The 15977-nt window shown below is 39.6% G+C and carries 6 protein-coding genes; 2 read left to right on the forward strand and 4 right to left on the reverse strand.

Features of this window, described 5'->3' with window-relative positions; genetic code table 11:
- Positions 1-130 precede the first annotated feature (130 nt).
- The 4 genes from HPOKI112_RS04640 to HPOKI112_RS04655 form a co-directional block, all read right to left on the reverse strand.
- Positions 131-2572 (reverse strand): TonB-dependent receptor domain-containing protein, encoded by a 2442-nt coding sequence (locus HPOKI112_RS04640; protein WP_025309863.1) that lies wholly within the window; start codon positions 2570-2572, stop codon positions 131-133.
- 173 nt (positions 2573-2745) lie between these two features.
- The gene (locus HPOKI112_RS04645; RefSeq protein ID WP_025309864.1) at positions 2746-3177 is read right to left on the reverse strand and encodes an L-threonylcarbamoyladenylate synthase; all 432 of its coding nucleotides are present in this window, start codon (positions 3175-3177) and stop codon (positions 2746-2748) included.
- A gap of 4 nt (positions 3178-3181) precedes the next feature.
- Positions 3182-6439, reverse strand: a complete 3258-nt coding sequence (gene carB / locus HPOKI112_RS04650) for a carbamoyl-phosphate synthase large subunit (protein ID WP_025309865.1) — start codon at positions 6437-6439, stop codon at positions 3182-3184.
- Between the two features lie 98 nt (positions 6440-6537).
- Positions 6538-7230 (reverse strand): Bax inhibitor-1/YccA family protein, encoded by a 693-nt coding sequence (locus tag HPOKI112_RS04655; RefSeq protein ID WP_001240236.1) that lies wholly within the window; start codon positions 7228-7230, stop codon positions 6538-6540.
- A 144-nt stretch (positions 7231-7374) separates the two neighbouring features.
- Between HPOKI112_RS04655 and gap the strand changes: the two genes are divergently transcribed.
- Both gap and HPOKI112_RS04665 read left to right on the forward strand, forming a co-directional pair.
- Complete coding sequence (gap, locus tag HPOKI112_RS04660; protein WP_025276100.1) at positions 7375-8370, forward strand: type I glyceraldehyde-3-phosphate dehydrogenase; 996 nt, start codon at positions 7375-7377, stop codon at positions 8368-8370.
- A 79-nt stretch (positions 8371-8449) separates the two neighbouring features.
- A complete protein-coding gene (locus tag HPOKI112_RS04665; protein WP_025309866.1) occupies positions 8450-15952 on the forward strand; it encodes a vacuolating cytotoxin domain-containing protein in 7503 nt (2500 codons plus the stop codon).
- Positions 15953-15977: the final 25 nt, after the last annotated feature.

The raw sequence follows: 15977 nt of genomic DNA on the forward strand, positions 1-15977 counted from the left end.
AAAAAATAACCCTTAATTGTAAATTGGTTTAAAAATTAAAGGATTAAAATCATATATTTGTTACTTCTAAAGAATGTTTTATTTTTAATTAGACTCGCCACCCATGAAACCCTCATTTTTAGCTCCATTATTAAAACTTATAAGAAATTTCAAACCTAGCGTTAAAGCCAGGCTCTGCCATGCCTCTTGCGTATTTGTCTTGATTGGGTTCATCAGGGCTCATCACCGGGCTTGCTTGATCAATATATTGTTGGTTAAAAACATTGTTAAACACCGCATTCAAGCTCAAGCCTTCAAGCTTCTTATAGGTGGGTTTGTAGGTTACAAAAAAACTGCTCACCCCATAGCCGGGCTTATGCACATAAAAAATACCGGGCGTTTTAGGGCAATTGCTAGGCCGTCTGTCAATATCCGTAGGGCCGTTGCGATAGGGGCTATAAGAGCAATAACTCAAATCCGTAACGAATCGTGAAAGCCAAGTGATGCTAAGGCCAGTGCGTGGGATTGTATAGCTTGCCGTTAAAATAAACACATTGCCTGTTGTGGCAGCCAATTCATACACATCAGCGATCAAGCGCCCTTTTAAAGAAGGCCATGATCTTGCCACGCTCAAGCCTAAAGAAAAACTCTTGTATTTAGCCGTCCCTGAAACTTCATAACCAGGCACATAAATAATATCTTTTGCGGGCAAGTTGGTTACAAAAAGCGTTGAAGAAAATTGGTTGATGTAGTTAGAAATCAGTTGGACAAAACCTGCGGCCCTGAAATCAAAATACTTACTGCTGTATTCGGTATTAAATTCCACATTTTGCCCGATTTCTGGCTTTAAATTGCGGTTATAACGCAAATTATCTTGACGCATCCACACCAAACCTCCAGGCATAGGGCCTCTGGTTACATACGCGTAAGAAAGCCTGAAATTCAAATTTTCTAAAGGCGAGACATTTAAAGCCGCGCTAGGGCTAAACCCTTGGGTTATGTGCAATTGCCAGTCTTTATCCACTAAAGTATAGACATCATAACGAGTCCCTGCCCCTAAAGTTACCATAGGGTGCAAGGTGTAATTCGCTTGCGCATACACCCCAACCACATTCGCAGTAGCGCCATTCCTTTGGCAACGCCCATTCATGTTAGGATCATTAGGGCCCATAACCCTTAAGCATGCATCGGGGGCATCGCCGGGTTTGACTAATTCGCTATTAGGGATCGCTTTATCAAAAGTGGTTAAATTTTGGTAATTCAACCCGTATTCAAAAAGATTGTCATTCTTATGATCTATAGTGTGGATCACATTCGCATTAAACCCGGAATTGATGATGAATAAATTTTTATTAGCCACCACAGAACCCCCTCCAAGGCTTTTAAAAGTGATGGAGCAAGTTTGTTTCACAGCGTCATAAATACCCCCTTGCGCCGCGCATTCATTTTCTTCGCCAAGTTTTGGGTTTGGGGTGAAAGGAATGATAGCCGCTATATCGTTAGGCCTAAAAAGCGGATCAATTTGGACATTCCTGATGCTTGTATAACCATTGATTTTTAATTTAGGATCACCAAAACGACTCCCCCCTTCTCTTTCATAGTTCAAGCTCACATTATGCACTAAATTGACGCTATAAGTTTTAAACAAACTAGCGTCATTTTCAAACAAGCAATCGCTAGGGTTTTTCTCATTAGGGAAAGCGTTAAAATCACCGCAAGAATAGGGTAAAAAAGTGCCTGTAAAATTCGCTCTTAAAGGGCGATTAGCGTTATCTCTGGTCATGTTATAACTGAGCGTTAAGGTATCCCTTTCGCTCAAATAACCATTGATCTTAGCCATCACATTGTTTTGCTCGCTAGGACTTCCTGTAACTTTATTATCCGCTTTAGGTCTAAAGAGATCTTTTGTAGCATTATCCCCATCACGATAATAGAAAATATTTTGATGCGTGTAATACAAAAGAATATCAAAATGATTGTTACGATAAGCGCCCATCACGGTTTCTCGATCCCCAAAGTTGGTTAAAAAAGTGGCAGCCCCACTCATGGCGTAGTCTTTACCTTTAGGGATAAAATCGCTCGCGCTTCTAGTTTCCATTTTAATCGCGCCAATCAAAGCCATAGGCCCTGCGCTCGCTTGAGCCGCCCCCTTAGTAACCACCACGCTTTTGAGCATTCCAGGGTCAATAATCGTATTGCCTTGATGCCCATAGCTTGCGCCCATTTGCGCTGCGCCATCCACCGTAACCCTAGCCAATCTGTCTTCAATACCGCGCACATAAATTTTTTGCGCTATAACTGCGCCTCCGCCCACATTGATATTAGGGTTTCTTCTAAACATGTCGCTGATTTGGTTGGCTTGCCTTCTTTCTAATTCTTTATTTGAAATGGTTGTCTGGTTGTTGTAATTAAAAATTTTAGCCGCTTGAGTGGTAACTTTGCCCAGAGTGTGTTGGGCGTTCTTTTTTTTATCCTTTTTTCTTTCTGTCTTTCTTTCTTCTTTTTCTTCTTCTTTAGCCTCCAATTCAAACATTCCTAATAAGGACAAAAAAATAGAAAAACTACAATATTTCCTAAAACGCTTGTCATTCATTCTTAAAATCCTACTTATAATAATTTTTATTAAAAAATAAAGGTGTTATTGTATTCAAAAAAATATTACAACCACCTTAAAAGAGCTAGCCATTTTTGATAAACAAATGATAAACTTTTAGAAAAATCCCACAAAAACCCATTTCAAAACGCGCAGAATGCGAAAGGTCTTTTCTACCTCACTCTCACTTTTTTACCTTTATAGAGCCTGAATATTTTAGAGCTAGAGCTTTCAAACAAACCCCTTTCATCGCTCACAATCACATCAGCGAGCTTGGAAGCGATCTCTTTATCATAAGCGCATTGAGTGAGGTTGGCTGAGGTGCTATAGAGCGTTTTAAAACGCTTTAAAAAATCCCCATGCCTGCCCCTAACCACACGAACGGCCTTAGAGTTAGGGTAAATAAAAGTGGTTTTAGCGCTTCTTCTAATGAGGTTTTTAAACGCATTGGGCACACGCACCAGGCTTTTTAAGGTGGTAAAATCAGCACTTTCTATTAAAACGCTTTGGTTTTTAGGGCGCTTTTTTAAAGCGTTGAGCTTTTCGCTGTCTTTAGAAAGCAGTCCTATAGTGGTATCGCTTTGAACGAGATACACTAACGCCATCAAATTACTTCAAATAATCTTGTAAGGCTAACAACTCGTCTTTTTGAGAGCTTTCTTCTAACGCTAAAAGTAAGACTTCTATCGTGCTTAAAGTCGTGAAATAACTCACATGGTTTTTAAGCACAGAAGTGCGGATGAGTTTGGCGTCATCTTGAGATTTGTGATCGCTGGTGTTGATAGCCATGCTGATTTCCCCATTCATCATCAAATCCATGATATTGGGGCGGCCTTCAGAGATTTTAAGCACCTTTAAAGACTTTACCCCGGCTTTTTCCAAAGCTTTATGCGTGCCTTCTGTGGCGCACAATTCAAAGCCTAACTGAACCAATCGTTTCATTAAAACGCACGCTTCTTCTTTATCCTTATCTTTAATAGAAACAAAAATAAGCCCCTTGTTTTTAATGGGGTTAAAGCAAGCCGTTTGAGCCTTTAAAAAAGCCAACCCTAAAGATCTAGCAATCCCCATCACTTCGCCGGTGCTTTTCATCTCAGGCCCCAAAATCAAATCCGATCCATAAAGTTTATTAAAAGGGAAAACCGCTTCTTTTAAAGCCACAAAATGGGGCATTTTAGGCTTATAAACGCCTTTAGAATATCCCACGATATTTTTTTTATCATAGAACTTCAAGGCTTCTTTCAAATCTTCTAACACCATAACCCTAGTCGCAACTTTGGCTAAAGGAACGCCTAAAGCCTTGCTTAAAAAAGGCACGGTTCGGCTGGCTCTGGGATTGACTTCAATCAAATAGAGCGTGTTGTCATGCACAGCAAATTGGATATTCAATAGCCCTACCACGCCTAAATGCAGAGCGATTTTCGCGCTCACCCGCTCAATTTCATCTAAAATTTCAGGGCTTAGAGTGGAAGGGATAAAGCACGCCGAATCGCCTGAATGGATTCCGGCTTCTTCAATATGCTGTAAAATGCCGGCAATATAGACCTCTTTTTTATCGCAAATAGCATCCACATCTAATTCCACCGCTTTTTCTAAAAACTTATCAATGAGGAGCGGATTTTTAGGGATAATCTCTAAAGCATGCGTAACGCTTTCTAAATAATGGTGCAGTTCTTCAATATTTTCTAAAATTTGCATGTGCTGGCCGCCCAGCACATAACTAGGGCGCACAATAATAGGGAAACCAATCACATTAGCGATGCTATAAGCTTCATCAATGCTCTTAGCCATGCCGTTTTTGGGCTGCTTAATGTCAAGCTCTTTTAAAAAGAGGGAAAATTTTTCCCTGTCTTCTGCAATATCAATCACCTTAAAAGGCGTGCCAATAATGGGGGCTTGCATCTTCGCTAGATCTTTAGCGAGTTTTAAAGGGGTTTGTCCCCCAAAATGCACGATGATGCCATCCACGCACTCCCTTTGAATGATAGTCTTCACGCACTCAAAATGAATGGGTTCAAAATAGAGCGTATCACTGGTATCATAATCCGTGCTAACAGTTTCTGGATTGCAATTGAGCATGACGCTTTTAATGTTTAAATCTTTCAAAGCAAAGCTCGCATGCACGCAACAATAATCAAATTCAATGCCTTGACCGATGCGATTAGGCCCAGAGCCTATGATTAGGATTTTCTTTTCTTGTTTTTCTTGTTTGTTTTCAATAGGGGGCAAAGGGTTAGGGGCATAGGTGGAATACAAATAAGGCGTGAGCGATAAAAACTCCGCCGCGCAAGTGTCCACTTCTTCAAAATGGGGCGCGATTTGTAAATGCATTCTGGCTAATTCCACTTCAAAAGGACTCACCTCTAAATTTTCATTTTCTTTGATTTTAGCGGCAATCCTAGCATCGCTAAAGCCTAAATTTTTAAGCTCTCTTAATTTCTTGGCGTCCGTTAAAACGCTAGAATTGATGCTTTCTTCTGCTTTGACTAGCTTTTGGATTTGAGATAAAAACCACCTGTCAATCTGGCATAATTCAAACACTTCATCAACACAAACGCCGAGTCTGAACGCATCAGCGATATAGAGCAAGCGTTTGGGATTGGGCCGGCGGATTTCCTTTTTTATCATTTCTAAATCTTTGCTTAACGATTCAAACCCTAGCCAATTGTTTTCCAAAGAGCATAACGCTTTTTGTAGGGCTTCTAAGAAATTCCCCCCTATCGCCATCACTTCGCCAATGCTTTTCATAGAAGTCCCTAAAGTGCTAGAAACACCGGCAAATTTTTCAAACGCAAAGCGAGGGATTTTCACCACGATATAATCCAAACTAGGCTCAAAACTCGCCGGGGTGTTGGTAATATCGTTTTGGATTTCATCTAAGCTAAAACCCACCGCAAGCATGGTAGCGACTTTTGCAATGGGAAATCCGGTCGCTTTTGAAGCTAATGCGGAGCTGCGGCTCACTCGTGGGTTCATTTCAATCACAACCATTCTTAAAGTCTCGGGGTGGATCGCAAATTGCACATTACTCCCGCCCGTATCCACGCCAATTTCTCTCAAAATCGCAAAGCTCGCATCGCGCATGCGTTGGTATTCTTTATCGGTTAAGGTGAGGCTTGGAGCGATGGTGATGCTATCACCGGTATGAACGCCCATGGGGTCAATATTTTCAATGCAACACACAATGATGCAATTATCCTTATTGTCTCGTATGACCTCCATTTCGTATTCTTTCCACCCCAATAAGGACTCTTCAATCAAAATTTCATTAATGGGCGAAGCGTCTAGGGCGTTTTTAGCCAATTCTTGAAACTCTTCAATATTGTAAGCGACCCCACTCCCTCCCCCAGCCAGAGTGAAACTCGCTCTGATAATGGCTGGAAAGCCAATTTCATTGATGGCTTCTAGGGCCTCTAACTCGCTATAAGCGTAACGCCCTTTAGGCAAATCCATCCCGATTTTTAACATCGCTTCTTTGAAAGCCTGCCTGTCTTCGCCTTTTTTGATCGCTTCAATCTTAGCCCCTAAAAGCTCCACGCCTTCTAACATGCCCTTTTGGTGCATTTGCATGACCGCATTCAAAGCGGTTTGCCCGCCCATTGTGGGTAAAATAGCGTCAATCTTTTCTTTTTTGATGATAGCGGCGATATTTTCTCCAGTGATGGGTTGGATATAAGTTTGATGAGAAAATTCAGGGTCAGTCATCACGGTGGCCGGGTTAGAATTGATTAAGATCACTCTATAACCTAAAGATTTTAAGGTTTTACAACTTTGAGTCCCTGAGTAGTCAAACTCACAAGCTTGCCCGATCACAATAGGGCCTGATCCTATCAGTAGAATGTTGGAAATATCGGTGCGTTTAGGCATCACTAATCCTTAAAGAAAGAATGTAAACGAAGCGTTATCAATATTTTAAAGTATTTTTTATTAGGTTTTTGCGTGGTATCCCCCCCTATTTTTTCAAACTATTTGTCTCTGTCTGAAAAAATACCGATGATTTGCAAGATAGAAATAAAGACATTCAAAAAGTCTAAATACAAGCTCACCGCCGCATCAATGGGGCTATCATACATGCCTTTAACGATGTTTTGGGTGTCATAAGCGATGTAAAGACTAAATAATATCGCACTCGCTCCCGCAATGACAACCTGGAACATGGGGCTACCCAAAAACAAGTTAATAAGCGAACACACCACCACCACAATCAAAGCGATAAAGAGCATTTTACCCATATTCGCTAAGTCGTTTTTAGTTTTAAGGGCATACACGCTCATCAAACCAAAAACAATAGTCGTCATGCCCAAAGCTTGCCAAATCGCTCCTAAACCAGCTTTTGCAATCACCATGCCCAACAAAGGCACTAGAGTAACCCCTGATAATGAAGTGAAAGCAAACAGCATGAATAGATTCAACCCAGGTTTGGATTTAGAAAACATCAAACCAAAAAACGCTGCAATTTCAGCGATAAAAAACACCCATTTATACTGCACTACGGCTTGAAAGTTCATTAAACCTAGTAACGCCCCAATAGTCGCTAATAGCAAACTGCCTGCAAAGAACTTGTAAGTCGTTTTAACAAAACCCACCAGCTCGCTTTCATGCAATAAAGAATCTTCTGCATACGCATTATGAGAATTAGCTCTGTCATACAATGCCATGTTTTACTCCTTGAATTTCAACTCAATAAATAATTTTAATTAACCCTATAGCTAGGTCCGATATAATAGCGCAAAATGTAGTAAAATACCAAACAAAACCCCCTAAAATTGAAATTGAAGTCTGAAAATAGGATAATGGTTACGATGAAAATTTTTATCAATGGATTTGGCCGCATTGGGAGATGCGTTTTAAGAGCGATTTTAGAGCGTAGCGATAACCCTCAACTAGAAGTGATAGGCATCAATGACCCTGCTAATTGGGAAATTCTCGCTTATCTTTTAGAGCATGACAGCGCACATGGGCTGCTCAATAAAGAGGCGCGTTACTCTAATTGCAAGCTTATCATCGGCTCGTTAGAAATCCCTGTTTTTAATAGCATCAAAGACTTGAGGGGCGTGGATGTTATCATAGAGTGTTCAGGGAAGTTTTTAGAGCCTAAAACGCTGGAAAATTATCTTTTGCTTGGGGCTAAAAAGGTTCTGTTATCCGCTCCCTTTGTGGGCGAATACGATGAAAAACAATACCCTACTTTGGTGTATGGGGTCAATCATTTCCTCTATCAAAACCAGGCCATTGTTTCTAACGCCTCTTGCACGACTAACGCTATCGCACCCATTTGCGCTATTTTAGATAAAGCTTTTAACATTAAAGAGGGCATGCTAACGACCATTCATAGTTATACAAGCGATCAAAAACTCATTGATTTGGCCCACCCTTTGGACAAACGGCGCTCAAGAGCGGCTGCAAGCAACATTATCCCCACCACCACTAAAGCCGCTCTGGCCTTGCATAAAGTTTTACCCAATCTCAAAAACAAAATGCATGGGCATAGCGTGAGAGTGCCTAGCCTTGATGTGTCCATGATAGATTTGAGTTTGTTTTTAGAAAAAAAGGCCCCTAAAGAGCCCATCAATGATTTGTTGATTGAAGCTTCCAAAGGGGTTTTAAAAGGCGTGTTAGAGATAGATTTAAAAGAAAGGGTGAGTTCTGATTTCATTTCTAACCCTAGTAGCGTCATAATCGCACCTGATTTGACTTTCACGCTAGAGAATATGGTCAAAATCATGGGGTGGTATGATAATGAATGGGGGTATTCTAATCGTTTGGTAGATATGGCACAATTTGTGTATCATTATTAAGTCATTTTGCGAATCTTTTTGAGTTTGTTTAACATCAAGTTGTATAATGTGAGATTTATAAAAACGATTGGAGTTTTAAATGGCGTTTAAAAAGGTTAGATTGATTTCTAAGTTTATTTCTAAGGGATCTTTCAAATTAAACAAGATCTCAAAGAAAATTTTCAAATTGAATCAAATCTTGAAGCGTGAAAAGCCCTTAAAATGCCATAAAAAAACAAAATCCATTAAAAAGCCCTTTAATCAAAACAAATCTTTTTTAAAAGCTTCGGTTTTATTGATAGGAGCGTTGGGGGGATTATCTCACCTAAGGGCTAACGAGTGCCGTTATTGGTCATGGTCGTCTTGGAGTTATCAAGATAATATTGAAAGCGGCCCTAATTCACCCACGCACAACTCCTATTGCCTTTTTAGTAGCGCTCAAGGCTCTGGGACTTATTATTTGAACACCCTTACCACTTATAGTGCTGGTGGGGCTAGTTTCACACAAAAATTCAATGGCGGCACGCTTAATGTGGGAGGGAATATCCGCTTTGGAGGCACGGGTATTAATGGAGGTGATGTAGGGTATATCACAGGCACTTATGACGCTCAAACGATTAATTTTAATTCTAGCCGTATCACAACCGGCAACTCATACGCTGATGGCGGTGGGGCCACTCTCAATTTTAATGCGGCTAACAATATCACTATCAATCAAGCCAGCTTTGATAACAGCGATGCAGGAACACAGCACTCTTACATGAATTTTAAAGGCTCTAACATCAATGTGAGCGGCTCTAGCTTTACAGATGATACCAATGGGGGCTTTAGTTTCAGCGGGAATGGGACTAACAGCACTATCTCCTTTAACAAAACGAAATTCAATCAAGGGACTTACAAATTCACTAACAGCGCTAACTTAAGCTTCAATAACAGCGCTTTCAATCAAGGTACTTACAACTTTACTGACAACGCCAGCTTCAATAACGACACCTTCAATCAAGGCACTTACAACTTTAATACAAGCAAGGTGAGTTTTTCAGGCGCTAACACTTTAAATTCAAGTTCGCCTTTTGCTAGCCTTAAAGGCAGTGTGTCTTTTGGTTCTGGTGCGATTTTTAACCTCAATCAAACCCTTAATAATAATCAAACCTATGACATTCTCACTACAAACGGAGCGATCCAGTATGGGGTTTATCAAAGCTATTTGTGGGATCTAATCAACTATAAGGGCGATAAAGCTATTAGCCATGTTGGAGTGGGTAATAACACTTATGATGTAACCTTTGATATTAATGGGCAAGATGAAACCTTACAAGAAACCTTTAACAAACAATCCATCATTACCCAATTTTTAGGAGACGATTTACAACAACAAGCCCAAAAAACCTACCAACAAGACTTGAGTAACTCCCAAAACGCTTTAAATAACGCTGCTGATGATAGTAAGATCGCAAGCAATGATACAGACTACACCAACAATCAAAACACCGCTATCGCTAAAGACGCTCAAGGTTTAGAAAACACCAACCAACAAATCCAACAAGATGAGCAAGCCTTAGAAAAAGATTTAGCTCAAATCAAACAATTAGCCAACTCCACCACAGGCTTTAACGAACAAGCCTTTAATACTGCGCAAAAACAAGAACAACAAGATGAACAAACCTTACAGAACGAAGAAAAGACTTTTAACGCTGAACAAGAGGGATTAAAGCAAGCGATACAACAAGCTCAAGAACAAAAACAAGAACAAGCTCAAGCCCAAAAAACCTACCAACAAGACTTGAGTAACTCCCAAAACGCTTTAAATAATGTTACTAGCGACAACACGATCGCAAGCAATGATACAAGCTACACTCAAAGCAAAAATGCTACTATCGCTAAAGACGCTCAAGGTTTAGAAAACACTAACCAACAAATCGCTCAAGATGAACAAGCGTTACAAGGAGATTTAGACAAGCTCAAACAATTAGCCAACTCTAAAACAGGCTTTAACGAACAAGCTTTCAATCAAGCGCAAGATAAAGAGCAACAAGATGAACAAACCTTACAAAACGAAGAAAACGCTTTTAATACTGAACAAGAAGAATTGGAACAAGCGATAGCTAACGCTAAGCCTACAAGCCCCACACCCACTCCTACAAAACACACCGCGCCAAACACTCCCCCTAATAAAGTTCCACCCACACCCCCTACTCAAAATTTACCCACAACGAATGTGTGGAATGGGGTCTATAACCTCCAAAATCAAACTTACTCAAAACAAGGCGTTTATTATATTGATCCCAATCTTTCAGGACAGAGCGGTCAAAGCGCTAACACGCTCAGCACTTATACAGCCAATTTGTTTGGAAGAAGTTTTAGCGTCAATATCCAAAATGGCACTTTGATCATAGGGAATAACACAGAGAGCGTGAATGATAACGGCTTGATTTGGATAGGGCATGGAGGCTTTGGCTATATTACGGGAACTTTTAATGCGGCCAACATTTACTTGACCAATAATTTTAAAACCGGTGAAGGCGTTTCAAATTCAGATGGTGGGGGAGCGAACATTACCTTTAAAGCAAGCGATAACATCACTATGGATGGCTTGAATTATAATGACGCTGAAACCGTTACTAAAATGATTCAAACGGGGGCTAGTCAGCATTCCTATGCCGCTTTTGACGCTCTAAATAATATCAGCGTAACCAATTCTAGTTTTAGCGATATGACTTGGGGGAAATTCAGTTTTAGCGCTAAGAATATTTCGTTTTCTAACGCTTCGTTCAGCGGCTTTACAAACCCTGGAGGATCAAGCACTATCAGCGCTAACGCTTCTAATTCTTTAAGCTTTATCAATTCTCGTTTGAATGGTGGAGCAATCTATAATTTGCAGGCTAATAGCCTTATTTTCAATAACACGCAAGCGGTTTTCAATGTCTTGTATTCTAGGGGGACAAGCAATTTTAACGCTACGACACAGCTTTTAGGCAACACGAATTTTATGCTCAGCTCTCAAAGTTTGCTGAACTTTAATGGCGATACAACCTTGCAAAACAACGCTAATATCACGCTTGGCAATAAAAGTCAAGCCGCTTTTAAAAATTCTTTAACGCTTGATAATAATTCTAATTTAAGTTTAGACAATCAAAGCGTTTTGAATGCCAATGGCACAAGCGCTTTTAACAATCAAACGAGTCTCAATATTTATAATGGAAGTCAAGCAACCTTTAGTAGCCTCTTTTTTAATGGCGGGACACTCAGTCTTAACGCTAGTAGCAAGCTCAACGCTTCTAACGCTAGTTTTTCAAACAACACCACTATCAATTTAGACGATAGCGTTTTATCGGCTAGTAACACAAGCTCTTTAAACGCTAATATCAATTTTCAAGGCACAAGCCAGGCTGATTTTGGAGGCAACACGACTATTGATACAGCAAGCTTTAATTTTGACAGCACAAGCTCATTGAGTTTTAATAACCTTACGGCTAATGGGGCGTTGAATTTTAATGGTTATGCACCCTCTTTGACTAAAGCTTTAATGAGCGTTAGCGGGCAGTTTGTTTTAGGGAATAATGGGGATATTAATTTATCTGACATCAATATTTTTGATAATATTACAAAATCTGTAACCTACAACATCCTAAACGCTCAAAAAGGGATTACTGGCATTAGTGGGGCTAATGGCTATGAAAAAATCCTTTTTTATGGCATGAAAATCCAAAACGCTACCTATAGCGATAACAATAACATTCAAACTTGGTCGTTTATAAACCCTCTCAATTCTTCTCAAATCATTCAAGAGAGCATTAAAAATGGGGATTTAACCATAGAAGTTTTTAATAACCCCAACTCGGCTTCTAACACTATTTTTAATATCGCTCCTGAGCTTTATAATTACCAAGCTTCTAAGCAAAATCCTACCGGTTATAACTATGATTATAGCGATAACCAAGCAGGCACTTATTACTTGACAAGCAACATTAAAGGTCTTTTCACCCCTAAAGGCTCTCAAACGCCTCAAACCCCAGGCACTTATAGCCCATTTAACCAGCCTTTGAATAGTTTGAATATCTACAATAAGGGTTTTTCTAATGAAAATTTAAAAACGCTTTTAGGGATCCTTTCTCAAAATTCCGCTACCTTAAAAGAAATGATTGAATCCAATCAATTAGACAATATCACTAACATCAATGAAGTGTTGCAACTCTTAGACAAGATTAAAATCACCCAAACGAAAAAGCAAGCACTCCTAGAAACGATCAACCATTTGGCTGACAACATCAATCAAACCTTTAGTAACGGGAATCTAATTATAGGCGCTACCCAAGATAATGTTACAAACTCTACCAGCTCTATATGGTTTGGGGGCAATGGCTATAGCAGTCCTTGCGTGCTAGATAGCGCCACTTGTTCTTCTTTTAGAAACACTTACTTGGGGCAATTATTAGGCTCAACTTCCCCCTATTTAGGCTACATCAACGCTAATTTTAAAGCTAAAAGCATTTATATCACTGGAACGCTTGGAAGTGCTAACGCCTTTGAAAGCGGAGGGAGTGCGGATGTAACCTTTCAAAGCACTAATAACTTAGTGTTGAATAAAGCTAATATAGAAGCTCAAGCCACAGATAATATCTTTAATCTTTTGGGTCAAGAAGGGATTGATAAAATCTTTAATCAAGGGAATTTAGCGAATGTTCTCAGTCAAGTGGCTATGGAAAAAATCAAGCAAGCCGGCGGTTTAGGGAACTTTGTAGAAAACGCTCTAAGCCCTTTGAGTAAAGAATTACCCACTAGCTTGCAAAGTGAAACCTTAGGCCAACTTATAGGTCAAAATAATTTAGATGATTTATTGAATAATAGTGGGGTCATGAATGCAATCCAAAATATTATCAGTAAAAAACTAAGCATTTTTGGTAATTTTGTTACCCCATCCATCATAGAAAACTACCTTGCTAAGCAGTCTTTAAAAAGCATGCTAGACGATAAAGGGCTTTTGAATTTCATCGGTGGGTATATAGACGCTTCTGAATTAAGCTCTATTTTAAGCGTGGTTTTAAAAGACATTACTAATCCTCCTACAAGCTTGCAAAAAGACATTGGTGTGGTGGCGAACGACTTGTTGAACGAGTTTTTAGGACAAGATGTTGTTAAAACGCTAGAAAATCAAGGCTTAGTGAGCAATATCATTAATAATATTATTTCTCAAGGCGGGTTAAGCGGCATTTATAATCAAGGTTTGGGGAGCGTGTTGCCGCCCTCTTTACAAAACGCGCTCAAAGAAAACGATTTAGGCGCTCTTTTATCGCCTAGAGGCTTGCATGATTTTTGGCAAAAAGGGTATTTTAATTTTTTAAGCAATGGCTATGTTTTTGTCAATAATAGCTCTTTTAGCAACGCTACAGGGGGCAGTTTGAATTTTGTCGCCAACAAGTCTATTATTTTTAATGGCGATAATACGATTGATTTTAGCAAGTATCAAGGCGCATTGATTTTTGCTTCTAATGGTGTTTCTAATATCAATATCACCACCCTAAACGCTACTAATGGCTTAAGCCTTAATGCAGGTTTGAATAATGTGAGCGTTCAAAAAGGGGAAATTTGTGTCAATTTAGCCAATTGCCCCACAACCAAAAACAGCTCTTCTACAAACTCTAGCGTAACCCCCACTAATGAATCTCTAAGCGTGCGCGCTAACAACTTCACTTTCTTAGGCGTCATCGCTTCTAATGGGGCTATTGATTTGTCTCAAGTGAAAAATAATAGCGTTATAGGCACGCTCAATCTCAATGGAAACGCGACCTTGCAAGCCAATAATTTAACGATCACTAACGCTTTTAACAACGCCTCTAACTCTACAGCTAACATTAATGGTGATTTCACCTTAAACCAACAAGCGACCTTAAGCACTAACGCTAGTGGCTTGAATGTCATGGGGAATTTTAATAGCTATGGCGATTTGGTGTTTAACCTCAGCCATTCAGTTAGCCATGCTATTATCAACGCTCAAGGCACAGCGACGATTATAGCTAATAACAATAACCCCTTAATCCAATTCAACACTTCTTCAAAAGAAACAGGTGCTTACACGCTTATTAATAGCACTAAGGCCATTTATTACGGGTATAACAACCAAATCACAGGAGGCAGTAGCCTAGATAATTACCTTAAGCTTTACACGCTCATTGACATTAATGGCAAGCACATGGTGATGACTGACAACGGCTTAACCTATAACGGGCAAGCCGTGAATATTAAAGATGGCGGTTTAATTGTAGGCTTTAAAGATTCTCAAAATCAATACATTTACACTTCCATTCTTTATAATAAAGTGAAAATCGCTGTTTCTAATGATCCTATCAATAACCTACAAGCCCCCACTTTAAAACAATATATCGCTCAAATTCAGGGCATTCAAGGCGTGGATAGCATTGAGCAAGCTGGAGGCACTCAAGCGATTAATTGGCTCAATAAAATCTTTGAAACTAAGGGAAGTCCTTTATTCGCTCCCTATTATTTAGAAAGCCATTCCACAAAAGATTTAACCACAATCGCTGGAGACATCGCTAACACTTTAGAAGTCATCGCTAACCCTGATTTTAAAAATGATGCCACTAATATTTTACAGATCAATACCTACACGCAGCAAATGAGCCGTTTAGCCAAGCTCTCTGACACTTCAACTTTCGCTCGTTCTGATTTCTTAGAACGCTTAGAAGCCCTTAAAAACAAGCGATTCGCTGATGCAATCCCTAACGCTATGGATGTGATTTTAAAATACTCTCAAAGAAACAGAGTCAAAAATAATGTGTGGGCGACAGGAGTTGGAGGGGCTAGTTTTATTAATGGAGGCACTGGGACTTTATATGGTATCAATATAGGGTATGACAGGTTTATTAAGGGCGTGATTGTGGGGGGTTATGCCGCTTATGGGTATAGCGGGTTTCATGCAAACATCACTCAATCAGGCTCTAGCAATGTCAATATGGGTGTTTATAGCCGAGCGTTTATCAAAAGAAGCGAATTAACGATGAGCTTGAATGAAACTTGGGGATACAATAAGACTTTCATCAACTCTTATGACCCCCTACTCTCAATCATCAATCAGTCTTACAGATACGACACTTGGACGACTGACGCTAAAATCAATTACGGCTATGATTTCATGTTTAAAGATAAAAGCGTTATTTTTAAACCTCAAGTAGGCTTAGCCTATTATTACATTGGTTTGTCTGGTTTAAGGGGTATTATGGATGATCCTATTTATAATCAATTCAGAGCCAATGCTGACCCCAATAAAAAATCCGTTCTAACGATTAATTTTGCCCTAGAAAGTCGGCATTATTTCAATAAAAACTCTTATTATTTTGTGATTGCGGATGTGGGCAGAGACTTATTCATTAATTCTATGGGGGATAAAATGGTGCGTTTTATTGGTAATAACACCCTAAGCTATAGAGATGGTGGCAGATACAACACTTTTGCTAGCATTATCACAGGCGGGGAGATAAGGTTATTCAAAACCTTTTATGTGAATGCGGGCATTGGGGCTAGGTTTGGGCTTGATTATAAAGATATTAATATTACCGGAAACATTGGTATACGCTATGCTTTTTAATGGTATCATTAAACTTATTTTTAAC

This window comes from Helicobacter pylori oki112 (assembly GCF_000600085.1).
GTDB classification, from domain to species: domain Bacteria; phylum Campylobacterota; class Campylobacteria; order Campylobacterales; family Helicobacteraceae; genus Helicobacter; species Helicobacter pylori_CY.

Excerpts from the sequence above, each read along its gene's own strand:
- HPOKI112_RS04640 (WP_025309863.1), bottom strand. The coding sequence starts at position 2,572 with ATGAATGACAAGCGTTTTAGGAAATATTGTAGTTTTTCTATTTTTTTG.
- HPOKI112_RS04645 (WP_025309864.1), bottom strand. The coding sequence starts at position 3,177 with ATGGCGTTAGTGTATCTCGTTCAAAGCGATACCACTATAGGACTGCTT.
- carB (WP_025309865.1), bottom strand. The coding sequence starts at position 6,439 with ATGCCTAAACGCACCGATATTTCCAACATTCTACTGATAGGATCAGGC.
- HPOKI112_RS04655 (WP_001240236.1), bottom strand. The coding sequence starts at position 7,230 with ATGGCATTGTATGACAGAGCTAATTCTCATAATGCGTATGCAGAAGAT.
- gap (WP_025276100.1), top strand. The coding sequence starts at position 7,375 with ATGAAAATTTTTATCAATGGATTTGGCCGCATTGGGAGATGCGTTTTA.
- HPOKI112_RS04665 (WP_025309866.1), top strand. The coding sequence starts at position 8,450 with ATGGCGTTTAAAAAGGTTAGATTGATTTCTAAGTTTATTTCTAAGGGA.